Source organism: Bacillus sp. V2I10 (assembly GCF_030817055.1).
In the GTDB taxonomy this organism is placed as follows: Bacteria; Bacillota; Bacilli; order Bacillales; family Bacillaceae; genus Bacillus_P.
Genome location: NZ_JAUSYV010000001.1, coordinates 4,196,951 through 4,223,657 on the forward strand (window position 1 = coordinate 4,196,951; position 26,707 = coordinate 4,223,657).

Sequence of the window (26,707 nt, forward strand, 5' to 3'; positions counted from 1 at the left end):
TGTTATCTCCCTCTTCTTCATGATTTATTTAGATAATTCACGGATCGGATCAAACCATGCATCTTCAACTTCAAGGAAACGTTCTTTGTCCGTTTTGTAGAACAAGCCTGAAGTCTCTGAATCTTCCGGAACGAAAATATTCTTATTGCTTGCCATTTCATCAGAAGTAAAGACTTCTTTAAGAGATTTAATATCTTCTTCACTGACTGTTTCTGTATTGACTGTAAATGGTGCATTCAATACCGGTGTGACAGAAATTAACGTGAACTCTTTACCGGGGACTGTATTAAATGGCTCCGCAGCATCCTCTTTAACTTTGTATACAGCTCCTGCAGTATTCTCATCACCTTCAGATAGCTCAACATAGTTTTGTACACACGTATCACAAAAAGCTGCTGCATCTGATTTTCCTGTCAGTAAATTCACTGCAGATCCTTGATGGGAACCGCCATATTGAACCTCGCTGAAAAACTTTCCGCCTTCTAGCAGGTCTTCTGCTTTAAGATCTTTGTACTCGTCCATTTTGCTGAAGTAGGAAACAATGCCGTCTGAAGGTACTTTAAAACCAGAAGTAGAGCTGTTTGAGACAAATGAAAACTTTTTATCTTTGATTTCATCAATCTTGAATTCTTCGCCGTCTTTATATGACTCTGCATTTTCTTTTTGTACAGCAAGCCAGCTGTGATAAACAGCATCGTCGATTGTGCCTGATGCACCGCTTGGAACAACCAGCGGCTGTACTTTATCGTTTTTAGCATTAGCTTCGATGTAGCCTTGCGCTCCCATAAATGCGATATCTGCATTTCCATTTGCAATCGATTCGATTGCAATAATGTAATCTGTCGTCGTTTTGTGCTCAACTTTTTTGCCAGTTGCTTCTTCAACCACTTTACCGATTTCCTCGCGTGCGCCTTTTAAATCAGCCCCGGATTCATTAGGATACCAGGCAATCGTCAGCGTATCATCACTGCCGCCGCTTCCGCTTTGTGCGTCAGCTGAACAAGCAGACAAAATTGCCGCAAAACTAAACAGGAACATAAGAACAAACCATTTTTTCATTGAAGATTCTCCTTTTAACGTGTTTTAGTTTGGTGGATAACGAATTCAGAAAACGCAAAGCTTTAAGAAATGCAGACAACACCCCCTTAAAATTCGATCAGGCAGCGATGCATGTCGCTTCTGACCCTCGCAATGCTGTATTCCACCGGGGAACCCCCAGGATGATTCATCAGACTTTCAATTTGCACAATCGGCACGCTCTCAGGGATCAGCAATACCTTTGCATCTTTCAAAAACGGAAGACTTGCGTGAAAAATGGATTTGCATCGCACAGGGCGAAACTGATAGTGTTTTTCCAGCAGTCCATATAAGGAATGAAAATCCTCAAAATAATTTTCAAGCCCTGGAACCTCTGATTCTGGAAAAACGGTTGTCGTGACGGACATCGGCATTTCATCTACATATCTTAAAATCTCTAAACGGTACACTGTCTCATTCTGCTGAATCTGCAGATGCTCCCGCTCTTCTTCTGACGGCAGCCCCGCTTCCCAATGAAGCAGCTTGCTTTTATGCGGAACGCCTTGATTTGACATATTTTCAGAGAATCTGGTTTGAGAGGACAGAACATATTGAACGGGTTTCATGATGCGATTAATATAGCAGCCTTTTCCCTGAACCGGTGTGACCCAGCCAAGGTTGGTCATTCTCGCAATGGCTTGTCTTACTACATGCCGATTCACATGAAATTGGCGGCATAGCTCATTTTCCGAAGGGATTTTTTCACTTTCCCTGTATTGGCCATTGCGGATTTTTTCAATCATCGATTCTGCGATCTGAAGATGCAAAACGGCTTCATCCTGAACCTTCATTCTGTTTTCTCCTTTCTGACTTTACTCACTGGTTTAAATGTAACTTATCAACAAGTTGGGATCGTTAAGGCAATGTAAAAGAGTTTTAGTTTTATGTAAAGGTTCAGCGAAATTTGTTATTATGTTCATACTATTTTTACATTCAAGCTGAAAATACCGACAAAAATAAAGAAAAAGCCCCTCCCTTATATGGGAGAGACTTACTAGTTTGATAGTTTCCAAAAAGCTCTTAATGTGAAATGCAATTATCTAGCACCCGCTTCAGATGGAAATACATTTTTAATAATGGTTTGTGAAAATTCTTCTAGAGCTTCATCCGTATTTTTCGTATAACCGCACTCTAACCCTACAAAACCATTGTACCCCGTTTCTTTAATGGCCTTAAGGATATTGACATAATTCAGTTCTCCAGAACCAGGCTGATTCCGCCCAGGATTATCAGCAATATGGTAGTGGTTGATTCGCTCTGCATATTTCGTTGCGTTTCGAATGACATTCCCCTCTGTAATCTGCTGATGGTACACATCAAATACTAATTTAACATTCGGACTGTCGACTTTATCAATAATTGACACAGCTTCATCTGAATATTGGAGGAAATGTCCCTGATGATCAACAAGTCCATTCAAAGGTTCAACTTCAAGAATGACATCGGCATCCTCACACATAACAGCACACTGTTTTAATGTTTCAATCATTGCCTGCTGCTGTACTTCCCGGGATACACCATCCTGAACATTGCCGGTTTGAGTAATAATAGATTGAGTTCCAAGAATTTTACATGCTTCAATGGTTTCTTTCAAACCTGCTAAATATTCAGCACGCCTGCTTGAATCAACTAAATTAAAATAGCGTGTGCAGGTAGCAATAATGCCTGCACCAATCCGCTCCTGTTCCTTTGAGATCTTTTCCAGATCAAGGTCCCACCAGCTGTAATACTCCAAACCGTGAAAGCCATGTTCTTTAATCTTCTCTAAATGGTAAATAGCATCCTTCCCTTTATAAGCACCTATACAAAGAGAAAACTTCATATTCTTGACAACTCCTTAAGTGAAACCGGTTTCCCGGACTCAGCCGATTCATTCGCTGCCAATGTTACCTTGTGCGTTTTGACAGCATCTCTATAATCTGATAAAACACTGGATGGATCACCTGTTTGTACAGCCTGAATAAAAGCCTCATCTTCTAAAAGATAAGGGTTCTTCCTATCATGATAGTCAAAAGTACGGTCTGGAGAAATCTCTTTCAGTCCTGATCCTGTAATTTCCAAAACTCCCTGTTCTGTATAAATGTCAAGGCCAACCTTATGTCCAACAGGAGACATGCATGTATTGGATATTGTTGCAACCATTCCATTATGGAGAGTCAATGTAACAGTCCCTACATCAGCAACGGTAGTTCCTTTTACTTTTTCATGCATCACACGTTTACCATAGGAGGCATAAACCTCTTTCACCTCTCCGCAAAGATAGCGCAATAAATCAACGATATGGGTTGTTTGTTCAACAAATTGTCCTCCTGAACCTTCCTGAAGTCTCCACCATGGCACCATGGGCATGCCTCCCATCCAGTAGCCTAGCGCCATACCAGCCTTACGTTCAGTGAGCATAGAAAGTGCTCTTTGAACTCCTTCCTGATAGCGCCAATGATAACCTACAGATGTAATCAACTTTTTTGCTTCTACAAGCTTTAAAATGTCATCCGGCTGTTTATGATCAATGCCAAGCGGCTTCTCCACAAGAAAAGGAATACCTCTTTCAATAACAGCTTTTTCTGCTTCACCATGCACCATAGGAGGAACACATATGTAAACGGCATCTAAATTCCGATCGTCAAGCATATCGTTTACATTTGCATAAGCCTTTGCATCAGGCCATTGCTGTGCTTCCGCCTGCGCTCTTTCCACTTGAACATCGCATAAGGCTGATACTTGTACATCTTTTATCTTGGCAAGATTATTTATATGGAATTTTGCAATACCGCCTGTACCTATAAATCCAATTTTCAACGTCATAAAAATAGCCTCCCTATTAATTGGTTTCATCCTTTACTGGAGCTTCCAAATAATCATTTAGTGAAGGCCCCACCTCCTTTAAGGCAATTCTATTAATCTTTTATGGCACCAGCTGTTATGCCAGAGATAAATTGACGGCTTACAAAAATGAAGAAGATGATTAATGGGAGAGTGGCCATTAATGTACCTGCCATAATCATCCCGTAATCTGTTGTGTATATCCCATTTAACTGCGATAAAGCAACTTGCAGCGTGAATTTTTCAGGATCATTTAAAGCCACAAGCGGCCATAAATAGTCATTCCAGCTGCCAATAAAAGAGAAAATACCCAGAAATGCAAGCGCCGGTCTCAAGATTGGCAGAGCAATGTGCCAATATAGCCTGAAGGGACTGCAGCCATCGAGTCTTCCCGCATCAAGCAAACTATCGTGGATAGCTTCCTCAGCAAACTGCTTGATCCAAAAGATCCCAAAAGCACTGGCGATGCCCGGGATGATCAGCGCTTTAAACGTACTGGCCCAGCCTATTTCCGCAACCATAAGAAAAGATGGAATAAATGAAAGCTGCGAAGGAATCATCAGTGTGACCAGCAGGCCCCCGAACAATATTCTTTTTCCGGGAAACATGAACTTTGCGAACGTAAATCCTGAAAGTGAACAAAAGAATAAGATGCCAGCTGTTGATGCTCCAGCCACAAATAAGGTGTTTAAAAAAGCCTGAAAGAAGTCCACATTCTCGAGGATCTTACCGATATTTGCAAAAAGCTCATTGCCAAGTGTCAGTTTAGGAGGAAACGCAAGAATGTCGCCCGTTTTATTTGAAGCCATAACGACAAGCCAGTAAAAAGGAAAGATAGAAATGAAAACACCTATTAATAAGATAAGATGCAGGATCATTTTATTTAACCGTGCCTTCATTCGGTTCATTAGATTGATTCTCCCTTCTAGGATTTCACGCCAGTCTTCTGAACAACTTTCCAGTTGAATAATGAAAAAAGAGCAATGATTAGAAATAGTGCCCATGAAATGGCTGCTGCATATCCAAACTCATGCTTGATAAACCCTTGCTGATACATGTACAAAGCAATTGTTAAGCCCGATTCTCCAACGCCGCCCGAATCTCCAAGCAAAACTTGCGGCTCAGTGAACAGCTGCATGGATCCTATTGTTGTCATTAAAACCGTAAACAGGATAATAGGTCGAAGCATGGGAATCGTGATATGAAAAAACATTTGATAAGAACTCGCACCATCTATTTTTGCAGCTTCGTAAAGTGTATTTGGAATACTTTGAAGGCCTGCAAGGTAGATAATGGCGTTATAACCTGCCCATCGCCAGACAACCATGGAAGCAATCACAATTTTGACTAGAATGCCAGAGTTCATCCATTGAACAGGCTCAAGACCGATCACGGTTAATATATAATTGAGGAGACCATATTGATTTCCAAATATAGATTTAAAGATAATGGTAACCGCTACGATAGATGTAACATTCGTTAAGAAAAAAGCGGTTCTGTAGAATCCCTTGAATCTGAGCATGGGTACATTCAGCAAAAACGCAATACACAATGCGCCAAACAGCATGGGAATGGTTGATAAAAACCAAATAATAAAGGTATTTCCAATTGCCTTCCAAAAAACAGGATCCGTTATTAAATACTGGAATTGGACCAGCCCGACAAACTCCATTTCTCCAATTCCGGCCCAGCTTTGAAATGACAGAAATAAAGAAAAGAGTACAGGAAACAAACCAAATGCTAAAAAGAGAAGATAAAATGGCGATATAAAGAGATACAATACTTTATTTTTATAAATATCATGCCAGATGCTGCTTTTAGGTAACTGAACGGCTGGGTGTGCAAGTGCTTCCGTTTTTTCAATTTTCATTTGGGCATCCACCTTTCAAGACCTCCTTTATTCTGCTGGAGAAGCCTTCAGTCCATTGCATGAAGAAAGCTAAATAATTCCAGACCGATCATTAATGTGAAAGTTCCCTTTTTATTTTTTCTAATGCATCGCTCCACGCTATGTCGGGATTTTTATTTTGTCTTGCTATCAATAACAATTGTTCATCGAAAGCGGCTCTAGCTGTAGAATGCTCAGGACCATAGTACGCTACAGGAACATCTTGAGCTCCTTCGCTAAAGACCTCCACCGTTTTTTGGCCGCCAAAAAACGATTCTTCCTCAATCATTTCCGGTTCATCAAATATGCTGGGTGTTGAAGGGAATAAATCCATTTTCAAATAGGATTGAAGCTGATTTTCAGGATTCATCAGCCACTTGATAACCTCAAATGCCTCTTTAGGATGCTTTGAGCTTTTTAAAACACCTAAAAATGAACCTCCATTGTTCCCGCCTCCGCCTGGTACCCTTGCAACCCGCCACTTTCCTGCGGTATCAGGAGCAGCGTCCTCTAGAATTAATTTTTCCCAGGAAGCGCCAACAAATGAAGCCACTTTTCCATTGTTCATTCCGGCGCTCCATTCAGATCCATTTTCTAAGTTGGCGCTTAATCCTTTTTTATGGATTTCCACTCCATATTCCCAATCTTCTTTAATAGATGGACCATCCCCTATAAATTGATCAGATTTATTGAAGAAAATATCTTTCCTTTGACTTGTGAGCTGGGTGAACACTCTATTAATCGTATCAAACATGTAGACTCCGGTTTTAGCTTTCATTTGTTCCCCAGCTTTTATATAATCATCCCAGGTTGAAAGATGCGCAGATACAGCAGCCGGGTCGGTTGGAAGCCCAGCTTCTTTAAATAAATCTTCCCGATAGAATAAAGCGGTTGGACCAATGTCCATCGGAAGAGCAATTAAATGCTTTTTATCTGGTGTTAACGCCTGATTCCACTTCCAGTCCAAAAATTGGTCTTTTATCTCTTCACCTTCAAAATCTAATAGATTTACAAACTCATCATGATAAGGCAAAAACTCAGAAACCCAATCGTTCATTGCAACAATATCCGGTGCTCCGTTTTTTGCAATCAATGTAGTTTGAAGCTTTGTTTTGTAAGTGGCACCGTCAATTTTTTGGGTTTTCAATATAACATGAGGGAACTGCTCCTGAACTCTTGCCAAAAGTTCATCATCGATCGATCGATTGTAATACCATATAGTAAGCTGAACCTTGCTATCAGCGGCTGCATCTTCCATACTTACAGGCTTTGTACATCCGATCAGGGCGCAAAACATAAAAAGGATTATGACGATTCCTGAAACCTTCCTTGACTTCATTGCAATCATTCCTTTTGAAGTAGTCATAATTACACTTCTTTCATGAACTAATAAGAATCAAGCAGCACCTTTTAAAAGCGCTTTCATTTCGCTGCAAACAAGCTGAGACTCTTCAGCTATTTCCTTGAAAGCACACATGAAAGAGAGTTCAATTGTTTCTTCAGTTGTACATGTTCCTCCCTTCGTAATAGCCGATAATAGGCACATTGACTGAATCGACGACTTCTCATTGACATCTTTTTAATTATTTAAATATTTCTAATCTTTAGTTATATTTATCATAATAGAATATTTCACAAATCTATAGGACAAAACAAACGAATAAATAGGATATTTTGAACATACGGAGGGAGTAGCCATGCTGCCAATTCATTTTCTTAATACGAGAGGGGATAACAAAGGAATACCTTTGACTTTGTACTCAATTGGATGGGAGCATCAGGTGTACATGAACAGGCCAGTCGGATTTCCCGTGAATCAAGTCTTCTTGAATAAAAAGGGCACGGGGGTATTTCGAATATTTGGGCTTGGCGAGCTTGAATTAAAGGCGGGGCATGTCCTTGTTTTACCTGCCGGAGTGGCGCATGAATATTTTCCATTAACAAAGTCGCCCTGGCAATTAGGGTTTATTGGGTTTGAGGGAAATTCGGTAAATCCAATCCTTGAGAATATAGGACTTAAACAGCCGAAAGTGATGACAGTAAAATCATTTTCATCTCTTTGGTCATATGTTGAAAAACTGTGGGAAATTGCAAAGAAAAATGAGAATGATGCAGTAATGAATGCATCCGTCAGCCTTTACTCTTTCCTGCTGGAGCTGAGAAAGCTGGAAGAGACGAACAGCGAAAGCCATATAAACAGCGCAAAACATTCACCTCACGAAAACATTCGCAAAATCGTAAATCTGCTTCACGAACATTACGACGAACCTCTGGAAATGGCAAGCTTATCAAGTCTTGCCGGCTTTACACCACAGCATTTCACCAGAATTTTCCGCAAAATGTACGGTCTGACACCTTATCAATATTTAAATAAAATACGTTTTGAGAAAGCTATTTTTTTGCTGGAAGAAGAACCAGAATGGCATGTTCATGAAATAGCTGAAAGACTGGGGATGGAAACAAACTATTTTATTAGAGCTTTTAAAAAGAAATATGGCGTTACACCAGGTGTCTATAGAGGAAAGTTGAGCAGGAAGCAGAAAAACTAATTCCATCGAAATACGAAATATGTTAAGCTTTCCCTATGTTAGGAAGAAGGAGTTTTTATACATGATGCTTCAAGCGTTGTTGATCTTTTTACTGCAGCTGATTTTTGTCCCGGTCCTCACGATGAGAACCATTCTTCTTGTAAAAAATCAAACAAAATCAGCAGCTGGTGTCGGTTTATTGGAAGCGATTATCTACATCATCAGCTTAGGGATTGTCTTTCAGGATCTATCAAACTTTTATAACATTATCGCTTATGTCGTTGGGTTCAGTATTGGTTTGCTCCTCGGCGGATTATTGGAGAAGAAACTGGCCATTGGCTATATAACGTATCAAGTAAATATTCCGGAGAGAAATACGGAGCTTGTGAATGATTTAAGAAATGCAGGTTTCGGCGTTACTTCGTTTGAAGGACAGGGCATCAATTCCACCCGCTATCGTTTAGACATCGTTTCAAAGCGGTCACGCGAAGAGGAATTGCTCGAAATTATTCAGGTAAGAGAGCCAGCTGCTTTCATGATGTCCTATGAAATCCGTTCGTTTAAAGGCGGTTATTTGACGAAGTCGATGAAGAAAAGACAGAGTATGTTTAACAAGAAAAAAATAAAAGGACCAACTGAGTCCTATACTGAAAAAGGCTGATGTGAATCCACATCAGCTTATTTTTTAGAGTAAAGAAAGGTTAAAATTTTCCTCATTGATGTCTAGTTTTCATTCCACCTCTTTGAAGCACTTTTTCAAGGTGGAGACCATTTTTATGCTGCAAGCGCCTAAATCCCATTCTCCAAATCCAAATTCTCGATAAAATCCACAAATGCCTTCACAATATTCAGCTGCAGGGATTCCTCGTGAAAAAACATCCATGTTTTACGCATGATAGGCTTTCCATCAACTGTTTCGATCACAATTTTGTGCAGGTCATCCACATCACTTAAGATCATACTCGGCAAGATGGCATAGCCTAATCCGTTTACAACCATTTTTTTGCACGTATCAGCTTTATCCACTTCTATACTTATTAATGGAGGCTGAGTGAAATGTTCAGACCACCAATGATCTACGGCTGTTTTCAAAAGAGGGTCTGTATGATAATCAATTCTCGGCAGTTCGGGGAGTTTTGAGATATCTATTTCTTCTTTTGAAGCAATGCACAAGGTTTCTTCAAACAACGGACGCTTTTGCCCTTTCCAGCCGTAATCTCCCCTGACAAACCCGATGTGAACATCGCCGGTGTAAATTAAGTGGGCAATCTCGCTGCTGAATGCGGTCGTTACCTTGAATTCCACATTCGGGTACTGCTCTTTAAATAATTTTAATAGATTAGGAAGCTTATAATCTGTGAAAAAGTTAGATACACCAAGCCTTAATGTTCCAACAGTGTTATCCTCCATATTCAGGACATTTTCTTTTATTTTTTGAATGGCTGACAGCATATCATGTGCACATTTCGCCAAATATTCGCCTTGTGGAGTAAATTGAACGCCGCGCCTTCCTCTGTGCACGATGGTCACGCCGAATTCCTTTTCAAGCTGCTGCAGGCGATTCGTCAATGCGGGCTGTGAAATATATAAATACTGAGCGGCCTTTGTGATGTTTTTTTCTCGGTAAAGCGTTTGTAAAACCAGCCAATCCCGTTCATCCATCCTCATTTCCTCCCTATTAGACATCAAATTTATTTATGGATAAGAATAATAATTTAATATTTTATTTATATCTAAAAGTATACTATATTTGGGTTAATAAGTTGGTGATAGTGTCTGTTCACCGCTTTAAATCATGGAAAGAAGGAGCTTGAATGAAAGAAAACAGCGTTTTTTTTCAATGTGTCTTCTTTATGGCAGTTTGCGGGGCTTGTGGATTTCTTATTTCCTTAACAGGCGTTCCGGTCGGCTGGATGATTGGAACACTGCTGATGGCTGCTTTACTCTCCATCATGAGTCCGAAATGGCTGAAAATGCCCCAAACAGGTATTCCGGTGCACTGGCTATTAATTGGGCAGGGTATTTTAGGGATTGAACTGGGCATGAAATTAAATGATTCTGTTTTTTATATTTTTAAAGAGAATTGGCTGATTGTTGTGATGATGCTGCTTCTTTCTCTTTTCTTTGCTATGCTCTCAGGCCTAATTTTATGGAAATACAGCAGACTTGATATGCTGACCAGTTTTTTCGCCTCTGCGCCCGGGGGCTTGTCCGCCATGCCTGGTATGGCAGATGAAGCAGGCGCGAACACTGGTATGGTAAGCATCATTCAGACCATGCGCATATTCATTGTCGTCCTCTCCATCCCAATTCTGCTCTTTATGTGGATTGGCACCCCGGTTGAGCACTCGGTTTCTCCTGCCGTTTCAACGTTTGAATTCAACGAGTTGTCAGGGACTGTTGTCTTCATACTTGCCGCATTACTCGGCTCTTACTTATTTAAATTATTGAAATTTCCTGCCCCATGGCTGATCGGGACAATGATATGCGTTGCCATGGCAAAGTCTTTCAGCTTTACAGCCGGGTATGATCTCACAGCCTGGTGGCCGCCTGAATTTATGATTCTTTCGCAAATATTTATCGGGGCAAGCATCGGCTCCCGTTTTCATAAGAAAATGTTCATCGGGTTGAAGGAAACCTTGTTTGTTTCATTCTTAAGTACTACGGGGCTTGTGCTCTCTATGTTTCTATGTGCTTATCTTGTTTCAGCTGCAACTGATTTGCCATTCATCACCTCGGTGCTTGCATTTGCCCCGGGCGGCATTGCAGAAATGACAACGGCTGCGGTCGTGTTTCATGCCGACTCTGCATTTGTCGCAGCGGTTCAAGTGCTGAGGGTAGTAGCTGTCTGTATGATCATCCCTCCTTTCTTTCGATTCTTACATGTTTTAGAATGTAAGAAGAAGAAGCAATCGCGGGCTTCTGCATAATTTTCAGGTTATAATGAACAGAGCCGATTGGGGGGACAACAGTGAATCTTTTTTATAATGAAAAGACAGAAGAACCTGCTTTTTATGTAAAATCCAAGAGTAAAACAGAAGAAAAAGAAATTGAATATGCAGCCCTGAAATTAAATGAAATTTTCCAGCATGCTGAACGGGAGAATCAGGAGATTGTTTTCTTATGCATTGGTTCAGACCGTTATGTCGGCGATTCATTAGGACCATTAGTCGGAACAATGCTGTTGGAAAGTGAGATACCCTATCGTGTATACGGAACTTTGGAAGAACCGGTTCATGCGTTTAATTTGAAAGGAATCCTTAAAAAGATTCAAAAACCATTTAAGAAACCTCTCATCATCAGCATAGATGCATGCCTCGGCGATCAGGATCAAGTCGGTTCTGTTAGTTTTAATAAGGGCCCTCTTGCGCCGGGAAAAGCTCTTGAAAAAATGCTTCCGGAGGTAGGAGACTACCATTTCAAAGGGATCGTGAATTATATCGATCCGCTGCCGGCTTCACAATTTTTAAATGATACACGTCTTTATACGATCATGAACCTGGCGAAGATCATTGTCGGGATCATTTCAGTTGCCGCGCAAAAAGAAACGGAGCCTGGCATTTAGCAGGCTCCTCTCCTTTTAAGTAATAGCACCAGTTATAAAAGCAGCAATAATGATGACAAGTGAGCATAGAAGAGTCCACTTAAAGGCATAGCGCTGAAATTCGCCAAGATCGGTTTTGACCATACCAACAAGCAAAAGTGTTGAAGCAACAAGCGGACTCAGAAAATGTACGGGCTGGCCTAAAACAGAAGCTCTCGCAATCTCCAAAGGACTTACTCCATAAGCAGCTCCTGCCTCAGCAAGAATCGGCAATACACCAAAGTAATAAGCATCATTTGAAAGCACGAATGTAAACGGCATACTTGTCAGCGCCACAACCAGCGGGAAAAAAGAACCAACAGATTCCGGAATGATGGCTACCAATGAATTTGAAATGGCATCGACCATTTTTGTTCCCGAAAAAATCCCTGAAAAGATACCCGCCGCGAACACAAGGATGACAACTGTTAAAGCATTTCCTGCATGTGAAAGAATTCGTTCCTTCTGCTGCTCTAAATTCGGATAGTTGATCATTGCGGCAAGCACTGTACCGATTAAAAACAGAATTGGAACCGGGAGAATGCCCATGACCAGGATCACCATCACCGTGAGAGTTAATACCAGGTTTACCCATCTTAGTTTTGGCCGTTTGACATCATCCTGCAGCGTATAAGCGGCGGCAGCCTCACTCAGCGCCATTGATTCCTTCGACACTTCTTCCATTTGAATAATTCCTATTCGAGTCCGCTCCTTTTTCCCAAGAACAAAGGCGATAAATAGAATACATCCCATTCCTGAAAGCATTGTCGGAAGCATAGGCAGAAAGAATTCATTTGCATCCAAGCCTAAAGAAGCAACTGCTCTTGTCGCCGGCCCTCCCCACGGCGTCATGCCGCTCATGATACTGACAGACAGCATCGAAATCGTAGCAAGTATAAGTGTATTCATGCCTATTCGGAGGTAGAGCGCAAGCATAGCCGAAATGGTAATCATGTGTGTCGTTGTCCCGTCTCCGTCAAGCGCAACAATCATCGCGATCACAGCGGTTCCTATCGCTATTTTCACTGGATCGCCTTTCACCAATTTCATCATTTTATGAATAAGGGGATCAAACAATCCCGCGTCTATTAAGATACCAAAAAACAAGATCGCAAACAGGAGTAAAGCTGCTGAAGGGGCTACTACCTTCAAGCCTTCCATCATCATCTCCCCAAGCTCTAACCCGAAACCGCCAATCAGAGCAAAAACAATTGGCACAATGACCAGGGCCGTAACAGGAGATAACCGCTTTGCCATAATCAAATAGGTAAAGACCGCCACCATTGAAATTCCTAAAAAAGTAAGTATCTTCATCCCCTCCTTGTAGTAAGTAACCGCTTTCAAATAACTCTTATTATAATTCGCAATATTGCATATTTTAAGATTATTAGAAACAAGGAAATAAGTAAAATATATATTTTTTTAATTATTCTTTTAAAAAAACTTATAATGAGAAATACAGATGCAACTGTTTAGCTCCTGCAAACAGATAAGAATCCGGCAGAAAAGACAGGTTTTTACTTTTTTGAGGGAGTTGGGATGAAGCTAGACATCAATGCGCAGCTCTTTATATTTTTTATCTCAATAAGAAAGAGGAAAGTTCTCCTTTCCTCAAATATCAGGATGATTATTTAAAAAGTCAATAAAATGCTTAACAGTAGACAGCTGCAAGGAATCCTGATTATACATAAGCCATGTATTTCTTAAGACAGGTTCCCCATTTTTATAGGACAAACCATATGTATATAGATTATCAGATGGCTGCAGGCAAATTTCAGGCAGAATCGCAATTCCTAAATCATTTTTCACCATCTCCTTGCACGTTTCCTGCCTGTCTGTTTCCATCGTCACAAATGGCGGCTCTGAAAAGCGGTCGTTCCACCACCCGTTTATCAGATTTTTAAGGGAACTATCTGTTTTATATTGAATAAACGGCAGCTGTGGCAGCCGGTCCATATTGATTTCTTTTTTCGAAATCAGACACAGCCTTTCCTTATGGAGAAGCGTTTTCGTCCCATACCAGTCATAATTTCCCCTCAAAATGCCCAGCTGAACACTTGAAGAATCCAGAAGGCTCATAATCTCCGTACTCCAGCCAGTGTTCACGCTGAATTGCACATTAGGATGCTCGGTAGAAAAGCCTTTTAATAGTTTGGGAAGCTTATATTGTGCAAAGTTGCTTGAAACACCAAGCCTGAGAGTTCCCCTTACATCATTTTGCATGTTCAGCATGTAATCTTTCGTTTTCTGCAGATTTTTGATCATTTCTTCAGCGTACGCTGCTAAGTGCAGTCCTTCTGATGTGAACTCTATTCCCCCTTTAATTTTAAAAAACAAACGGGTTCCGAACTCTTCTTCCAGGTTTTTCAGTCTATATGTCAGCGCAGGCTGAGAAATATACAGACGTTCTGATGCCCGGCTGATATTTTTTTCTTCGCTTAAAATCCGTAAAGCGATCCAGTCTTTTTCATCCATTCCATTCAGCTCCGATCTTTGATTATAAGTTTTTTTATGTATTTCACTAATAAATTATCTATTTTACTTATGATTATCTCTATCATACTATATTTTTAAAAGCAACGGTACTTTTTGAAAATGAATAGGAAAAGGTGGTTATGCGCGATGAAAGTGCCTGTCGTCCTGATGCGCGGAGGAACAAGTAAAGGAGTCTTTCTGAACTTTGAAGATATGCCGGCTGATCGATTGCTTTGGGATGAGTTTTTACTCGACATTATGGGAAGCCCTGACCGCAGGCAAATTGACGGGCTTGGCGGAGCAAATTCATTAACCAGTAAAGCGGCAATCATCAAAAAGGCAAATTTAGAAGAGATTGATGTAGAATACACCTTTGCCCAAATCAGCATTGAAAATCAATTGGTTGATTTTAAAGGAAATTGCGGAAACATTTCCTCGGCAGTTGGTCCTTACGCGATTGAGCAGGGACTTGTACCAGCAATCGAACCAATTACCAAGGTGAGAATTTTCAATACCAATACTCAAAAAATCATCATCGCGGAGGTAGAGGTAGAAAATGGCCGGGTAAAAACAGAGGGAATGTGCTCCATACCAGGTGTGCCGGGAACTGGTTCTCCTATCTATCTCTCTTTCACAAATGCAGAGGGCGCTGTAACTGGAAAGCTTTTTCCGACTGGAAACGAAAAAGATGTTATTCAAACATCGAGAGGTCCAATTGAGGTTTCAATAGTTGATGTGGCCAATCCGCTCGTTTTCGTTAATGCAAAAGATGTGGGTCTCAACGGAACTGAGCTTCCCCACGAATTTACACCGGAGAATTTGGCCGAACTTGAGGAAATCAGAGCAGCAGCAGCTGAGTTATGCGGTTTTGCAAGCAAAGAAACGGCAACAAAACAATCTCCTGCGGTGCCAAAAATGACCCTTATCGCTCCCCCATTGGATTACATCGATGTAACTGAAACGCCAAGATCCGCTTCTGAAATGGATTGCACAATCAGAATGATGTCGATGCAGAAGCCGCATCAGGCCCTTGCCATTACCGGAGCCATTTGTACAACATGTTGCGCATATCTGAAAGATACGATCTTATCAGATCTTATAACTGTCCAAAATGAAGTTTTTCGCCTAGGTCACCCAGCAGGAATTATGCAGACAAAGACGGATATTATCGCTGGCCATATTCGTGCCATCAAAGTTGTTCGAACAGCGAGAATTATCTTGGAAGGGTACGTTTACACAAAGAAAAACTATGCTGTTTCCGGAATGCTTGCCTGACCAGATGTCGATTTTTAGTCATAATATGTCCATCTCGAAATAGGTTTTAATAAGAAGACAAAATCGACTGAACAAGGAGGAAATATCATGTGGGTGATCACGCTCTTTTTAAAGGAAACGATTAAAATGTACGAATTCAGCACAGAAAAAGAAGCCAGAGATGTTTTCAAAAAATTAAAAGGCAGCAAGTTTCTATCTGAAATTGTTTACTTTAATGATTCTTGTTTTGCTTGAACTGCATTGAATAGCAGTGGAAATCACTAAAAAACGCTTAGAAATTATTCTGAGCGTTTTTTCTGTTTCTCCTCAGGCTATACCTCGTCCAATGTCAAACATGTAACAGATAAGAGATTAGGCTAATTTTTTTGGCCTTTTTTGAATGATGAAAAATGGCGATCATTTAAATGACTATTTTCATCATTAAAAATACTTTTTCCTATTCTTTAATAAAAGTGGTACATGCCTCTCCTTAGGAATATGCTTACATATAAAAATAATTTGGAGGGCACCACTTTGAACATTTTCTTAACCTATATGATCCTTGGTATTTCTCTTGCAGCACCTATTGGTCCTGTAAATGCAGCTCAGCTTAATCGCGGTATTAAAAAGGGATTTTTTCATGCATGGATTTTTGGGATAGGAGCGTTGCTCGCTGATCTGCTTTATATGATGCTTGTATATTTTGGTGTGATTCATTTTATAGACTCTTCATTTATGAAAACGTTTCTTTGGATTTTTGGTTTCTTTGTCCTTATTTACTCGGGTATCGAAAGTCTTTTGAGCATAAGAGAAATACATATCAGGAATGATGCTTCTTTGAAAAATTCGGTCTTAAGCTCATTTTTATCAGGATTTGTCATGTCTGTTTCAAACCCGCTGACCATTATGTTCTGGTTGGGAATTTATGGATCAGTTTTAGCTAAAACTGTTTCTAGTTCCAGTGCCAATCAGCTTCTATTATACAGTACTGCTATCATCTTTGGGATTTTAATCTGGGATTTTACAATGGCCGCAGTCTCAAGTTACGCAAGAAAGTTCCTACACTCTAAAATTCTGATCGCAATCTCATTCCTCTCATCATTATCGATGATTGGATTTGGAATCTATTTTGGCTATCAAGCATGGCTGATTTTATTTTAATGAAGCCTCAAAGATTATCCCTATTTTTCTTAGACTCCGAGTGTATGCCATTTTTCCCATAGCCTGAAAATGGACAGGACTTGGGTGAGGTTTGATCATCCCGCAGGAAATACTGCTTCCATTCATAATTATCCTCGTTCCCATACTGATTCAAATCTGAATGAGGGGAAATTGTATCATATAGGTTTAATCTTCTCCTTATCTCCTTTTTCACTTTGCTGCTGAGGATTTTATTCTTTCCGAATTCATTTAACACCCAGCGTGGTGTAATGGCTAACATGAGGTAAGGAAAAAAACGGCTATTTCTGTGGCGATGACTGGGGGTGGCACAATACATAAAGTACTTTTCACCAGCGAAACAGTACTCCCAGAATTTATTTTCCGGATCTATTGGAATGTCTGCTGGCCATTGTTCCTCATCGAACTGCTTTATGCTTGATAATATCTTCCAAAAAAGAGCCTCATAATTCTCCGGCGTATATCTATCAGTTTCAGGCATGTTATTAAAGAAAACAATAAGTGAAGAATATGTGCCAGTCGTTTTAGAGATTTCGGAATAATAGGCAAACTTGCGTGCAAAATCAGAGAGTGAGTTCATGTCAAACGGATCTTTAACAAATGCATATCTAAAGTGATTCATAGCAAACCCTTGCGCAGCTGGTATACAAGGAAATTTAAGTTCCTTGTTTTGTATTTTTTCTGAGAATAAATAAAATGCTTTTCGTTCCCAGTCTTCAAGTATTGCTTCGTTTTTATAAAGGCAGTTTTTATCATATATAAGCTTCACATATTATCCCTCCTCCCCCCACTTTATTTTTGGGAACTGGAAAGGGTGCGCGTATAAGATAAGAAAGCTAAATAAAAGGAAGGTGAAAATCTTATGATAATTGGTAATGTGAAAGAAATAATAAGGTATCCGGTAAAATCATTTCACGGAGAAAAAATGAATAAAGTAAATGTATTGGGACATGGATTATATGGAGATCGAAGTCACGGATTCATGACTGAGGAAGGGAGATATTTAACTCAAACACAACTGCCTGAAATGACAACTTTTAAAGCACGTTTTAAAGGTGATGAACAACCAGAAGCCTATCCGTCTGTGGAAGTTATCTCAGCAGAGGGGAAGGTTTTTGCTTTTGAGGATACAGCCCTCCTTGATTGGCTTGAGAGATTATATAAAAAAAGGCTGACCCGCATAAAACATCATCCCGCTTATACACCCTTTGGTGCAATCGAAGTTGAAAACATTCTTCTGGTGACTGATGCCTCTATAAAATACATCTCTCACGTCTTAGACAAAAAAGTAAATCACCTCCGTTTTCGGCCCAATATCGTCATAGATTTATATAATAAGAAACCTTTTTCAGAGCAAACCTGGGTTGGAAAACGATTGAAAATTGGGGATGTGGAAGTTGTCATTAAAAAAGGCTGTGAACGCTGTTCAATCATTAATATTGATCCTTCCTCCGGCATCATTGATCGAACGATGTTAAAAACAGTTTTTAAAGAAAATCAAAATATATTTGGTGTGTATGCTGCTGTATTAAAAGAAGGAACTGTCAAAACCGGTGACATGATCACATTGCTTGATGGTTGATGACGACAAGATGCGATAGAAATGAAAGCCTTGTTAAGACCAGCTATAAAAGCATGATTTAATCTTGAGTGGAAAATTGCCCTTAACTAATAAACAGACCAAAGTTTATCTTAACAGGGATTTCATTTATCTGTATGAGTCTTAAGTTACCTGAGCAGAATATAAAGAAAACGTGCTGCAAGCAAAAGCCCCAGCAGAAAATCATGTATGAAGCAGTTAAACTTGTTCAACGATAATCTGGTTTTATGAAAGATGAAAACAAAATGATGATCATGCGTCTCTTGGAGGAAAGATAATGGAACATACTAATTTTGATGAAATGCTGCAGCTTGTAGAACAAGCAAGAAATGCGGTGATCGAGGCCCAAATGAATTTTAACTCCGAAGAATACCAAAGAGCCTTAAGAGCTTTAAAGTTAGCTAAAGACCAATTAAGTATTGTTATGCACCAGGATTTGCAAAATGAAGAACAGGCAACTATGGTTCATCATGCTAAAGAACATTTAATGCATTTAAATGAAACACTTGTTGCCCTGCAGAGCATCCAATAAAACTTTTTCGGAGGATAATGAAATGCATCAAGAAGATAAAACAGAAGTAAGCTGCTTTTCCGAATATGATTCTTTAAAGAATGTAATCCTATGCGAACCAAGATTTATGAGGATCAGTCAGGTAATTAATGAGACTCAAAGAAGATATCATAAAGAAAATATTCAAGTGGAAAAAGCAATCATTCAACATCAAACTTTTGCCAATGCGCTTAAAAATAACGGAATCGAGACTCATATCCTTCCTTCAAAAGAAAAATATCCAGAACAGGTTTTTACTAGAGATATCGGATTTGCTGTAGGAGAGGTTTTATTTATTTCGGATATGAAAATGCCAATCAGGCAGGGTGAAGAAGGAATTCTAAAAGAATGGCTTAATACCATTGGAATAAAGTACATTGACCTTGTCGAAGATCAGACTGAAGGCGGCGATGTTATTATTGACCGTAAAACAGTCTATATTGGTTTAAGTGAAAGGACAACAGCCGGTGCCATTGAAAAAATCCAATCACATCTAATGGATTATACGGTCATTCCTATCCCTATTAAAAAAGAAATTTTACATTTAGATTGTATCTTCAATATTATTTCAGATACAGAGGCCCTTATTTATAAAGATGGCCTCAATGAAAGTGAATATAACCTTTTAGCCAATCGATTTGACTTAATTGAGGTTTCAAAAGAAGAACAGTTTTCTATGGGTGTAAACGTTCTTTCAATAGGAAATAAAAAAATCATCAGTTTACCTCAAAACGCAGAAGTCAACAAGCAATTAAGCAAGCGTGGGTATGATGTGATTAAAATTGATTTTAGTGAAATTATTAAATCAGGCGGATCTTTCCGCTGCTGCACGCTGCCAATTAAACGAATCACGTAATTCTCTCTCAAAAAAGTTTATATACATAGGAGGATTTTTGTTTTGATGACTAGTGAAAAGCTTTCAGTATTTGCACTTGGCGGATTAAATGAAATCGGTAAAAACATGTATGCCTTACAGTACGATAATGAAATAGTTGTCATTGACTGCGGATTGAAATTTCCCGATGAAAGTCTATTGGGAATTGATTTGATCATTCCTGATATTGCTTACCTTAAAGAGCACAAAGATAAAATCAAAGGTTTAGTGGTTACTCATGGACATGAAGATCACATCGGGGGTATTCCCTATCTTTTAAAACAGCTGAACATCCCAATTTATGCGACCAGGCTTACTTTAGGATTAATTGAGATTAAGTTAAAAGAACATAACCTTTTGGCTGATACACAACTGATAAGAATTGACTCAGAATCAAAAATTGAATTTGAATTTCTAAAATTAAGTTTCTTTAAAACAAATCACAGCATCCCTGATTGCCTTGGGGTAGTTTTTAACACCCCTGAAGGAACTGTTGTCCATACCGGAGATTTTAAATTTGATTTGACCCCAGTAAATAATCAGCATACTGACATACATAAAATGGCCCAAATAGGCAGTGAAGGCGTTTTGCTGCTCTTATCAGAAAGCACAAATGCTGAAAGGCCAGGATTTACTCCTTCCGAACAAATCGTAGGAGAACATATAGAAGATGCCTTCATGAAAGCTCATCGAAAAATTTTCATATCTACTTTTGCTTCAAATGTAAATCGTGTTCAGCAAATCGTGAATGCTGCAAAATTAACGAATAGAAAATTAGCCTTACTCGGACGAAGTATGGTGAATGTGGTATCCGTGGCTATCGATCAAGGATACCTTCAAATACCCGATGGCATGCTGATTGAAGCACATGAAATAAATCAATTGCCTCCTGAGCGGGTAGCTATCCTTTGTACTGGAAGTCAAGGTGAACCAATGGCTGCTCTCGCCAGACTTTCAAACTCAAGTTATCGAAATGTCGAGGTATTGCCTGAAGATACTGTGATTTTTTCATCTTCTCCAATCCCAGGGAATGAAAGAAACGTTTCCCGTATTATAGATAACTTGTTTAACTTAGGAGCAACTGTCATATACGGGTCTGGCAGTTCAACTGGAATGCATGTTTCAGGCCATGCCTATCAAGAAGAACTCAAGCTGATGCTGACTTTGATGAAACCTAAATATTTCATCCCTATTCATGGAGAATACAGAATGCTTCACCATCACTGTTTACTGGCTGAATCCGTGGGTGTCGCAGCAGAAAATATGTATGTAATGAAAAATGGGGATATTGTAGACATTTCGAATCAGACAGCCGTTCAAACTCGTTCACTACAAGCAGGCAATGTATATGTTGATGGTTTAGGCATTGGCGATATTGGCAATATCGTTTTAAGAGACAGGAAACAGCTTTCAGAAGATGGAATGCTTGTTATCGTAATCACTTTAAGCAAAACGGAAGCAAAAATCATTTCCGGTCCAGATGCTATATCACGAGGTTTTGTTTATGCGCGTGATTCTGAAGCGTTATTGCAAGAGGTTAATCAACTTACCAAAGCAACTGTAAATTCCCTTTTAACAAAGAAAAACCACCAATGGAACGCAATCAAAAAAGAGATAAAAGAAAAACTTGGACATTTTTTATTTGTCCAAACCAAGAGAAGACCTATGATCCTTCCCATCATTATCGAAGTTTAATAAAACAGGAAATGATCTGCTCTTTAAAGGTCAGTTGCTTACCAGTTATGAATCCCTCATGCTGAAAAGAAATGAACACAAGTAAATCCAACTTTTTTAAAAAGACTTCTATCCTTAAGGACAGAAGTCTTTTTAAATGTTAAGAAAAGTCAGGTTAGAGCTTCTTTTGAAGAACAATAAATTCAAAAAAAAGTTTTTATTAGATTTTCATCTCTCTTACAATTAATGCATAGATAATTTATTTCTAAAGCATCCTCAGTTATTGTGTGGAGCGTTTCTTTTTTGCAGTTTTCACAATATCTTGTTGAATTTGTTTCAATCAATTCTTCACCTGCTTTACGTTTATTTACGATTATTTTTCCAAACAAAAACGGCCTTATCCATTTAAAGTATGCCACTTTTAAAGTCTGGTAAAACCCATTCATATACTCCCTCTTATCCCTAATTGACCAGAAGTAATAATAGTAAATTCATCTCATTTTGACTCTTCTAAAGTTTCATTAAAGAATTGCAGGGTATGTAGATAATGTAAAAATAATCAAAATATCAGGAGGAGGAAGTTAAATGTTTCGGCATCAGAAAAATTTGCAATTTGAAGTGAAAGTAGACAACCCGGACCCAATGCTAGCCCGTCAAATTCAAGAAGTATTAGGTGGACAATTTGGAGAAATGACCGTTATGATGCAGTACCTCTTTCAAGGATTTAACTGCCGTGGTGATGAGAAATATAAGGACATGCTGATGGATATTGGAACAGAAGAAATCGGACATGTAGAAATGCTTTGCTCATTGATAAGTCAATTATTGGATGGTGCCTCTCCTGAAGATCAGGCAAAAGCAGCAGAGGATCCTGCAATGGCTGCCATCATGGGAGGAATAAATCCACAGCATCTGCTTGTAAGCGGTCTTGGCGGCTTGCCGACAAACTCTAATGGAGTACCATGGAATGGGTCATATATCGTGGCAAGCGGAAATCTCTTAGCTGATATGCGTTCTAACTTACATGCTGAGACTCAAGGCAGACTTCAAGTATCCAGGTTATACCACATGACAAAAGATGAAGGTGTACGTGCAACGTTCCGTAAAATGCTTGCCCGTGATCGGTATCATCAATATCAGTGGATGGCTGCCATTCAGGAACTAGAAGAAAAGAATGGTGTCGTCGTACCTGCTTCTTTCCCTCCTGAAGCAGAATTAGAGTCCCAAGAAGAAGCATACAAATTCTGGAATTTATCAGAAGGAGAAGAATCAGGCAAGGGACCTTGGGCTAATGGCAGCGCTCCCGATGGAACCGGGGATTTTGTATATGTTTCCGATCCGGAACCTAAAGGACAAGTGCCAAAACCTAAAATACCTGCCGATCATTTACATCATGATTTAGGAAAACACCTTGTAAAAAATTAACAATAACACGGAGCACACTTTAATCAAAAACGGAAAAACTTTTATTATAAAGGTTCATTACCTTTCAAATTTCCTTTCTTAACAAGCCAGAATTCTGGCTTGTTTAATTTGTTTAAAGAACTAAAAACTCGCTTAAGCTTAACGGATAAAATACATTTATCACCTCCAAATTAAAATACATATTCAATGTCTTTATATCGAACAATAAAACTGTGAAGGAGGGGTTACATGAGCGGCTGCACTCCAAGCAGTTCTAATAAAAGCAGCTCAAGCAGCGGAGATTTAAAATGGTGGCAGTTATCTTTAATCGGAGTCGGCTGCACCATTGGAACCGGTTATTTCCTTGGATCCAGCATTGGAATTATGATTACTGGTCCCTCCATTGTCATTTCTTTTTTCTTGGCATCAATAGGTACATATATTGTCTTTAATGTTCTGGCAAAGATGACAGCAAAAGACCCGCAGGAAGGATCCTTCTGTTATTATGCAGGGAAAGCATTCGGCAAATGGGCAGGATTCAGCTGCGGGTGGAATTATTGGGCGTCCAATATCTTAATTATGGGCAGTCAGCTTATTGCCCTATCTATACTCTCTCAATTTTGGTTCCCAAATATAGCTTTATGGATTTTTGCCGTTGGCTATGCGATTCTTTCCATCCTGGTTGTTATAACAGGCACCAAAGGGTTCGATAAGACAGAAAACATTCTTGCCATATTAAAGTTTGCTGCGATTATCATGTTTATAATTCTGGCAGTTCTGGCACTTATGGGATTCATAAAAGGACCCCAAAAACCTGAAGTGTTTGCTGGAGCATTTGATCTTTTCAAGGATGGATGGAAAGGATTTTGGGCTTCATTGACTTATGCTTTTTATGCCTATGGAGGAATTGAAGTAATTGGTCTTATGGCCATACAGCTGAAAAAGAAGGAAGATGCGCCAAAGGCTGGAAAGGTGATGCTCTTCTGTCTGACCGCCGTTTATGTCATTTCTTTGGCACTTGCAGTATTGCTGGTGTCCTCTGATTCTTTTCATGAAAAAGAAAGCCCATTTGTAACTGCTTTAACTGGATATAACCTTATGTTTTTTCCACATGTATTTAATGCAGCAATTATTACCGCTGGATTTTCTACTATGACTGCTTCCCTTTTCGGTGTAACGAACCTTCTTGTTACGTTGTCCAAAGATGGTGATGCTCCAGCTTTTTTTTCTAAGAAAAGCAAGAGATTTAAACAGCTTCCTATTCCTTCACTTGCTTTAGCATCAATAGGTCTTATTGCATCCATCATAACAGCTCTGATTCTGCCGGGAAAAATATACGAGTATATAACTACTGCAGCAGGAATACTCCTTCTGTACAATTGGTTTTTCATTATTATGTCTTCCTTAAAACTGCTGAAAACGAAATGGATCACTAAACTATCTTCATATCTTGGAATTGTTTTGATTTTTGCTGCTGTAAGCGGAACGTTAATGGACAAGGCCGTCAGACCAGGTTTTTATATTAGTCTGCTATTTGTGCTCATTATCTTTTTAATTTGCTTAAAGATGAAAAAATATTGGAAACTAGAAAAAACAAAAATTAGATATTATTAAGGAGTGACTAAAATGGGGAATTCAAAAAAAGAACAGACTCCTACAGAAGATGCAGTCTTGCTTATGTTCCTGTCCCTTGCCGAAAATGATGGCATAGAAGTAGCGATTACCCTGAACATTCAGGGAGCCATCGTTACAGGCATATTAATTGGTTCTAGAGCTTATTATGATGGGATCACGGAATCCTCCCTTCATTTAAAAGACAATACAATGTCCAAGATTATTGCCAAACGATTTGGTGACTTAAGAGATGAATACTTAAAACAAAAGCAGGAACAAGCGGATAAAAAAGACAATGAGGAAGATGCCGCAGCCTATATCCACCTAAAAAACGCAAAATATCATCAACCGGCAATGAATGCTTCTTCGTCCTGGTGGAGAGGAAAAATTTCATCCATTGACTCATTTTCATTTGATTCTCTGATTTAAGTGGAGAAAGAACTCTTTTTAGAGTTCTTTCTTTTTTTTGAAAATAAATAGCATCCGGCTTTTAACCAGATGCAAGTCAAAAGTAAATTATTTTCCTTTTTTCAGGCTTTGCTTTAAAATTTTTTATGACAAACCACAACAGGAGAATGCCTGTCATACCAGCTATTATAAAACTCAGGTTCAAGTAATTTTTTATCACCGCAGTCATAATTGGAGGCCCTAAGGCAACACCAATGAACCTTGCAGAACTGTAAAATGAGGTAATCGTGCCCCGTTCTTCCTTCTCGATATTTTCTGTTACAATTGCATCTAAGGTTGGAAGCATAGCCCCAATAGCCATACCAATGATACTGGTAACAAAAAAAAGCCAAAATAGATCATATTTAACGTAGCCTATAAACGGAACACTTAAAGATAAAATTAAAAGGCAGAAAATCGTGATGCTTCTCATTATTTTCATATCACCCTTTATACATTTACCTGTTATAAATGCTGAAGTGCATAAAACCATAAGCGGAATGGCTAATAAGAATCCTTTTTTTATTCCTTTTAGTAAATACACTTTCTCAAGATGGTTTGATAAGAAGAATAATACAGCGAATAAAATAAGCATAACAAATGCTCCAAGGGCGAACAAAAGGTAGAGCCATTTTCCCTCTTGATGAAAGGTCTTTTTTGTTTTTGAAAGAAATTCTTTAAAAGCAGCTGGTTTTTCTTTCCTTTTAGGAACCTTCACAAAAAAGAAAACAAGAAGAATGGAAATTAAGCTAAAAAAAGAAATCGAAAAAAACGGAACAAACCATAGGATTGAAGCGAATAATGATCCGATAATTGGACTGAGCACTTTTCCAAATGTATTGGATGTTTCCACTACACCCAGGCATGAACTTGCCTTTTCATCATCGGTTTTATACAAATCCCCTACTAAAGGGAGGATTATGGGTGAGGCACCTGCTGCTCCTATCCCCTGAAGAATACGCCCAAGAATGATCATCATATATGGATCACTTAACTTCCAAGAAGCAAATCCTGCCACTAATCCGCCGATGAGTGCAATAAATAGACTGGGCAATATCACAGCTTTTCTTCCAATTCGATCAGATAAGTATCCTGCAAATGGGATAAGGATAATGGACGCAATAGAATAACTGGTAATTACCATACTTGACTGAAAAGGAGTAATACCAACCTCTTTTTCAAAAATCGGCAAAACAGGTATAAGCATTGAATTGCCAAGTGTCATAACGAGTGGAATAGAAGCCATACTTACTATGCACCACTTGCTTAGTTTGTTCTCCTCACTGACCCTGGATGCACCCAAATCTTTGACCTCCTGCTTGTTAGTTAGATCAGATCTTTCTTAGTATTTTCCTCGTTCTCTTAAGTATGTACAAACAGGCTATTTTAATGATTTGAATGTTTTACGGACATAAGAGCACTCTATATATAAATACACATGAATGAGGTGCATGAATGAAGAAAAACACACAATCATCAGAAATTGCAGGAAAGCAATTTGATGTTTCTAATTATGAAGGTGAAACACAATTGGAAAAAGGACTGGCCGAGACTCATGAGCAAGTCAGTGATGATTATTACGAGGGGACAATTAACCAGCAAATTAAAGGGAATGAATAAATTAAAAAGGCCAAATGGCTTGGCCATTTGGTCCTTTATTATTTTATATAAATTTGTGTAAAATCCAGCTCAGCCAGCTCACCAAGCAATCGCAGCATCGTATATTGGTCGACGCTG

At 39.1% G+C, this 26,707-nt stretch carries 27 protein-coding genes and 1 pseudogene; 15 read left to right on the forward strand and 13 right to left on the reverse strand.

Features of this window, described 5'->3' with window-relative positions; translation table 11 throughout:
- Nucleotides 1-24: 24 nt before the first annotated feature.
- From QFZ72_RS21295 to QFZ72_RS21325, 7 genes are all read right to left on the reverse strand, one after another.
- The gene (locus QFZ72_RS21295; protein ID WP_307437486.1) at nucleotides 25-1,059 is read right to left on the reverse strand and encodes a PhnD/SsuA/transferrin family substrate-binding protein; all 1,035 of its coding nucleotides are present in this window, start codon (nucleotides 1,057-1,059) and stop codon (nucleotides 25-27) included.
- A gap of 86 nt (nucleotides 1,060-1,145) precedes the next feature.
- Nucleotides 1,146-1,868, reverse strand: a complete 723-nt coding sequence (phnF, locus tag QFZ72_RS21300) for a phosphonate metabolism transcriptional regulator PhnF (protein WP_307437488.1) — start codon at nucleotides 1,866-1,868, stop codon at nucleotides 1,146-1,148.
- A gap of 245 nt (nucleotides 1,869-2,113) precedes the next feature.
- The gene (locus QFZ72_RS21305) at nucleotides 2,114-2,899 is read right to left on the reverse strand and encodes a TIM barrel protein (protein WP_307437491.1); all 786 of its coding nucleotides are present in this window, start codon (nucleotides 2,897-2,899) and stop codon (nucleotides 2,114-2,116) included.
- Complete coding sequence (locus QFZ72_RS21310; protein ID WP_307437494.1) at nucleotides 2,896-3,882, reverse strand: Gfo/Idh/MocA family protein; 987 nt, start codon at nucleotides 3,880-3,882, stop codon at nucleotides 2,896-2,898. Before QFZ72_RS21310 ends, QFZ72_RS21305 begins: the two co-directional genes overlap by 4 nt.
- 92 nt (nucleotides 3,883-3,974) lie before the next feature.
- Nucleotides 3,975-4,799 (reverse strand): carbohydrate ABC transporter permease, encoded by an 825-nt coding sequence (locus QFZ72_RS21315; protein ID WP_307439917.1) that lies wholly within the window; start codon nucleotides 4,797-4,799, stop codon nucleotides 3,975-3,977.
- A 26-nt stretch (nucleotides 4,800-4,825) separates the two neighbouring features.
- Nucleotides 4,826-5,770 (reverse strand): carbohydrate ABC transporter permease, encoded by a 945-nt coding sequence (locus tag QFZ72_RS21320; RefSeq protein WP_373464618.1) that lies wholly within the window; start codon nucleotides 5,768-5,770, stop codon nucleotides 4,826-4,828.
- 91 nt (nucleotides 5,771-5,861) lie between these two features.
- Nucleotides 5,862-7,154: an ABC transporter substrate-binding protein gene (locus QFZ72_RS21325; RefSeq protein WP_307437497.1), complete on the reverse strand. Its 1,293-nt coding sequence runs from the start codon at nucleotides 7,152-7,154 to the stop codon at nucleotides 5,862-5,864.
- Nucleotides 7,155-7,485: 331 nt separating this feature from the next.
- On the opposite strand from QFZ72_RS21325, the gene QFZ72_RS21330 reads away from it, so the two are divergent.
- Nucleotides 7,486-8,337: an AraC family transcriptional regulator gene (locus QFZ72_RS21330; protein ID WP_307437500.1), complete on the forward strand. Its 852-nt coding sequence runs from the start codon at nucleotides 7,486-7,488 to the stop codon at nucleotides 8,335-8,337.
- Between the two features lie 64 nt (nucleotides 8,338-8,401).
- Nucleotides 8,402-8,977 carry a DUF2179 domain-containing protein gene (locus tag QFZ72_RS21335; protein ID WP_307439920.1) on the forward strand — a complete coding sequence of 192 codons (576 nt, stop codon included), beginning with the start codon at nucleotides 8,402-8,404 and terminating at the stop codon, nucleotides 8,975-8,977.
- 128 nt (nucleotides 8,978-9,105) lie between these two features.
- Here the strand turns inward: QFZ72_RS21335 and QFZ72_RS21340 are convergent, their stop codons facing one another.
- On the reverse strand, nucleotides 9,106-9,978 hold the full coding sequence (locus tag QFZ72_RS21340) for a LysR family transcriptional regulator (RefSeq protein ID WP_307437501.1): 873 nt from the start codon (nucleotides 9,976-9,978) through the stop codon (nucleotides 9,106-9,108).
- Nucleotides 9,979-10,130: 152 nt separating this feature from the next.
- Between QFZ72_RS21340 and QFZ72_RS21345 the strand changes: the two genes are divergently transcribed.
- Both QFZ72_RS21345 and yyaC read left to right on the forward strand, forming a co-directional pair.
- Nucleotides 10,131-11,246, forward strand: a complete 1,116-nt coding sequence (locus QFZ72_RS21345) for an AbrB family transcriptional regulator (RefSeq protein ID WP_307437503.1) — start codon at nucleotides 10,131-10,133, stop codon at nucleotides 11,244-11,246.
- Nucleotides 11,247-11,287: 41 nt separating this feature from the next.
- Nucleotides 11,288-11,881 carry a spore protease YyaC gene (yyaC, locus tag QFZ72_RS21350; protein WP_307437506.1) on the forward strand — a complete coding sequence of 198 codons (594 nt, stop codon included), beginning with the start codon at nucleotides 11,288-11,290 and terminating at the stop codon, nucleotides 11,879-11,881.
- Nucleotides 11,882-11,896: 15 nt separating this feature from the next.
- On the opposite strand, the gene QFZ72_RS21355 is transcribed toward yyaC, so the two are convergent.
- Both QFZ72_RS21355 and QFZ72_RS21360 read right to left on the reverse strand, forming a co-directional pair.
- Nucleotides 11,897-13,207 carry a CitMHS family transporter gene (locus QFZ72_RS21355; RefSeq protein WP_307439922.1) on the reverse strand — a complete coding sequence of 437 codons (1,311 nt, stop codon included), beginning with the start codon at nucleotides 13,205-13,207 and terminating at the stop codon, nucleotides 11,897-11,899.
- Nucleotides 13,208-13,510: 303 nt separating this feature from the next.
- Complete coding sequence (locus QFZ72_RS21360; RefSeq protein WP_307437508.1) at nucleotides 13,511-14,374, reverse strand: LysR family transcriptional regulator; 864 nt, start codon at nucleotides 14,372-14,374, stop codon at nucleotides 13,511-13,513.
- 147 nt (nucleotides 14,375-14,521) lie between these two features.
- On the opposite strand from QFZ72_RS21360, the gene QFZ72_RS21365 reads away from it, so the two are divergent.
- The 3 genes from QFZ72_RS21365 (at nucleotide 14,522) to QFZ72_RS21375 (ending at nucleotide 16,789) form a co-directional block, all read left to right on the forward strand.
- Nucleotides 14,522-15,649, forward strand: a complete 1,128-nt coding sequence (locus QFZ72_RS21365; RefSeq protein WP_307437510.1) for a 2-methylaconitate cis-trans isomerase PrpF family protein — start codon at nucleotides 14,522-14,524, stop codon at nucleotides 15,647-15,649.
- A gap of 87 nt (nucleotides 15,650-15,736) precedes the next feature.
- Nucleotides 15,737-15,883, forward strand: coding sequence for a hypothetical protein (locus QFZ72_RS21370; protein WP_307437513.1), 147 nt, complete (start codon nucleotides 15,737-15,739; stop codon nucleotides 15,881-15,883).
- Nucleotides 15,884-16,162: 279 nt separating this feature from the next.
- Nucleotides 16,163-16,789 (forward strand): LysE family transporter, encoded by a 627-nt coding sequence (locus QFZ72_RS21375; protein WP_307437522.1) that lies wholly within the window; start codon nucleotides 16,163-16,165, stop codon nucleotides 16,787-16,789.
- Between the two features lie 7 nt (nucleotides 16,790-16,796).
- Here the strand turns inward: QFZ72_RS21375 and QFZ72_RS21380 are convergent, their stop codons facing one another.
- Complete coding sequence (locus QFZ72_RS21380; RefSeq protein WP_307437525.1) at nucleotides 16,797-17,576, reverse strand: YqcI/YcgG family protein; 780 nt, start codon at nucleotides 17,574-17,576, stop codon at nucleotides 16,797-16,799.
- A gap of 93 nt (nucleotides 17,577-17,669) precedes the next feature.
- Between QFZ72_RS21380 and QFZ72_RS21385 the strand changes: the two genes are divergently transcribed.
- The 4 genes from QFZ72_RS21385 (at nucleotide 17,670) to QFZ72_RS21400 (ending at nucleotide 21,526) form a co-directional block, all read left to right on the forward strand.
- Complete coding sequence (locus tag QFZ72_RS21385) at nucleotides 17,670-18,389, forward strand: MOSC domain-containing protein (RefSeq protein ID WP_307437526.1); 720 nt, start codon at nucleotides 17,670-17,672, stop codon at nucleotides 18,387-18,389.
- A gap of 295 nt (nucleotides 18,390-18,684) precedes the next feature.
- Nucleotides 18,685-18,939, forward strand: coding sequence for a hypothetical protein (locus QFZ72_RS21390; RefSeq protein ID WP_307437529.1), 255 nt, complete (start codon nucleotides 18,685-18,687; stop codon nucleotides 18,937-18,939).
- Between the two features lie 22 nt (nucleotides 18,940-18,961).
- Nucleotides 18,962-19,813, forward strand: a complete 852-nt coding sequence (locus tag QFZ72_RS21395) for a dimethylarginine dimethylaminohydrolase family protein (RefSeq protein ID WP_307437532.1) — start codon at nucleotides 18,962-18,964, stop codon at nucleotides 19,811-19,813.
- A gap of 45 nt (nucleotides 19,814-19,858) precedes the next feature.
- Nucleotides 19,859-21,526 (forward strand): ribonuclease J, encoded by a 1,668-nt coding sequence (locus tag QFZ72_RS21400; protein ID WP_307439924.1) that lies wholly within the window; start codon nucleotides 19,859-19,861, stop codon nucleotides 21,524-21,526.
- A 182-nt stretch (nucleotides 21,527-21,708) separates the two neighbouring features.
- Here QFZ72_RS21400 and QFZ72_RS21405 read toward each other — a convergent pair whose 3' ends face one another.
- Nucleotides 21,709-21,951: a hypothetical protein gene (locus QFZ72_RS21405; RefSeq protein WP_307437534.1), complete on the reverse strand. Its 243-nt coding sequence runs from the start codon at nucleotides 21,949-21,951 to the stop codon at nucleotides 21,709-21,711.
- 139 nt (nucleotides 21,952-22,090) lie between these two features.
- On the opposite strand from QFZ72_RS21405, the gene QFZ72_RS21410 reads away from it, so the two are divergent.
- The 3 genes from QFZ72_RS21410 (at nucleotide 22,091) to QFZ72_RS21420 (ending at nucleotide 24,952) form a co-directional block, all read left to right on the forward strand.
- Nucleotides 22,091-22,930, forward strand: coding sequence for a manganese catalase (locus tag QFZ72_RS21410; RefSeq protein ID WP_307437537.1), 840 nt, complete (start codon nucleotides 22,091-22,093; stop codon nucleotides 22,928-22,930).
- A 228-nt stretch (nucleotides 22,931-23,158) separates the two neighbouring features.
- Nucleotides 23,159-24,523 carry an amino acid permease gene (locus QFZ72_RS21415; RefSeq protein ID WP_307437541.1) on the forward strand — a complete coding sequence of 455 codons (1,365 nt, stop codon included), beginning with the start codon at nucleotides 23,159-23,161 and terminating at the stop codon, nucleotides 24,521-24,523.
- 12 nt (nucleotides 24,524-24,535) lie between these two features.
- On the forward strand, nucleotides 24,536-24,952 hold the full coding sequence (locus QFZ72_RS21420; protein ID WP_307437543.1) for a hypothetical protein: 417 nt from the start codon (nucleotides 24,536-24,538) through the stop codon (nucleotides 24,950-24,952).
- Nucleotides 24,953-25,028: 76 nt separating this feature from the next.
- Here the strand turns inward: QFZ72_RS21420 and QFZ72_RS21425 are convergent, their stop codons facing one another.
- Nucleotides 25,029-26,216 (reverse strand): MFS transporter, encoded by a 1,188-nt coding sequence (locus QFZ72_RS21425; protein ID WP_307439926.1) that lies wholly within the window; start codon nucleotides 26,214-26,216, stop codon nucleotides 25,029-25,031.
- Nucleotides 26,217-26,440: 224 nt separating this feature from the next.
- Here QFZ72_RS21425 and QFZ72_RS21430 point away from each other — a divergent pair.
- Nucleotides 26,441-26,590, forward strand: a pseudogene (locus QFZ72_RS21430) (DUF4025 domain-containing protein); the annotation flags it as partial.
- Between the last annotated feature and the right edge of the window lie 117 nt (nucleotides 26,591-26,707).

What these genes read in the sequence shown, in the direction of transcription:
- QFZ72_RS21420 (WP_307437543.1), top strand. Translation starts at nt 24,536, where the DNA reads ATGGGGAATTCAAAAAAAGAACAGACTCCTACAGAAGATGCAGTCTTG.
- QFZ72_RS21390 (WP_307437529.1), top strand. Translation starts at nt 18,685, where the DNA reads ATGGAACATACTAATTTTGATGAAATGCTGCAGCTTGTAGAACAAGCA.
- QFZ72_RS21345 (WP_307437503.1), top strand. Translation starts at nt 10,131, where the DNA reads ATGAAAGAAAACAGCGTTTTTTTTCAATGTGTCTTCTTTATGGCAGTT.
- phnF (WP_307437488.1), bottom strand. Translation starts at nt 1,868, where the DNA reads ATGAAGGTTCAGGATGAAGCCGTTTTGCATCTTCAGATCGCAGAATCG.
- QFZ72_RS21310 (WP_307437494.1), bottom strand. Translation starts at nt 3,882, where the DNA reads ATGACGTTGAAAATTGGATTTATAGGTACAGGCGGTATTGCAAAATTC.
- QFZ72_RS21400 (WP_307439924.1), top strand. Translation starts at nt 19,859, where the DNA reads ATGACTAGTGAAAAGCTTTCAGTATTTGCACTTGGCGGATTAAATGAA.
- QFZ72_RS21425 (WP_307439926.1), bottom strand. Translation starts at nt 26,216, where the DNA reads ATGGCTTCTATTCCACTCGTTATGACACTTGGCAATTCAATGCTTATA.
- QFZ72_RS21315 (WP_307439917.1), bottom strand. Translation starts at nt 4,799, where the DNA reads ATGAAGGCACGGTTAAATAAAATGATCCTGCATCTTATCTTATTAATA.
- QFZ72_RS21340 (WP_307437501.1), bottom strand. Translation starts at nt 9,978, where the DNA reads ATGGATGAACGGGATTGGCTGGTTTTACAAACGCTTTACCGAGAAAAA.
- QFZ72_RS21370 (WP_307437513.1), top strand. Translation starts at nt 15,737, where the DNA reads ATGTGGGTGATCACGCTCTTTTTAAAGGAAACGATTAAAATGTACGAA.
- QFZ72_RS21405 (WP_307437534.1), bottom strand. Translation starts at nt 21,951, where the DNA reads ATGAATGGGTTTTACCAGACTTTAAAAGTGGCATACTTTAAATGGATA.
- QFZ72_RS21320 (WP_373464618.1), bottom strand. Translation starts at nt 5,770, where the DNA reads ATGAAAATTGAAAAAACGGAAGCACTTGCACACCCAGCCGTTCAGTTA.
- QFZ72_RS21295 (WP_307437486.1), bottom strand. Translation starts at nt 1,059, where the DNA reads ATGAAAAAATGGTTTGTTCTTATGTTCCTGTTTAGTTTTGCGGCAATT.
- QFZ72_RS21330 (WP_307437500.1), top strand. Translation starts at nt 7,486, where the DNA reads ATGCTGCCAATTCATTTTCTTAATACGAGAGGGGATAACAAAGGAATA.
- QFZ72_RS21325 (WP_307437497.1), bottom strand. Translation starts at nt 7,154, where the DNA reads ATGACTACTTCAAAAGGAATGATTGCAATGAAGTCAAGGAAGGTTTCA.
- QFZ72_RS21365 (WP_307437510.1), top strand. Translation starts at nt 14,522, where the DNA reads ATGAAAGTGCCTGTCGTCCTGATGCGCGGAGGAACAAGTAAAGGAGTC.
- QFZ72_RS21360 (WP_307437508.1), bottom strand. Translation starts at nt 14,374, where the DNA reads ATGGATGAAAAAGACTGGATCGCTTTACGGATTTTAAGCGAAGAAAAA.
- QFZ72_RS21305 (WP_307437491.1), bottom strand. Translation starts at nt 2,899, where the DNA reads ATGAAGTTTTCTCTTTGTATAGGTGCTTATAAAGGGAAGGATGCTATT.
- QFZ72_RS21335 (WP_307439920.1), top strand. Translation starts at nt 8,402, where the DNA reads ATGCTTCAAGCGTTGTTGATCTTTTTACTGCAGCTGATTTTTGTCCCG.
- QFZ72_RS21385 (WP_307437526.1), top strand. Translation starts at nt 17,670, where the DNA reads ATGATAATTGGTAATGTGAAAGAAATAATAAGGTATCCGGTAAAATCA.
- QFZ72_RS21395 (WP_307437532.1), top strand. Translation starts at nt 18,962, where the DNA reads ATGCATCAAGAAGATAAAACAGAAGTAAGCTGCTTTTCCGAATATGAT.
- QFZ72_RS21410 (WP_307437537.1), top strand. Translation starts at nt 22,091, where the DNA reads ATGTTTCGGCATCAGAAAAATTTGCAATTTGAAGTGAAAGTAGACAAC.
- QFZ72_RS21415 (WP_307437541.1), top strand. Translation starts at nt 23,159, where the DNA reads ATGAGCGGCTGCACTCCAAGCAGTTCTAATAAAAGCAGCTCAAGCAGC.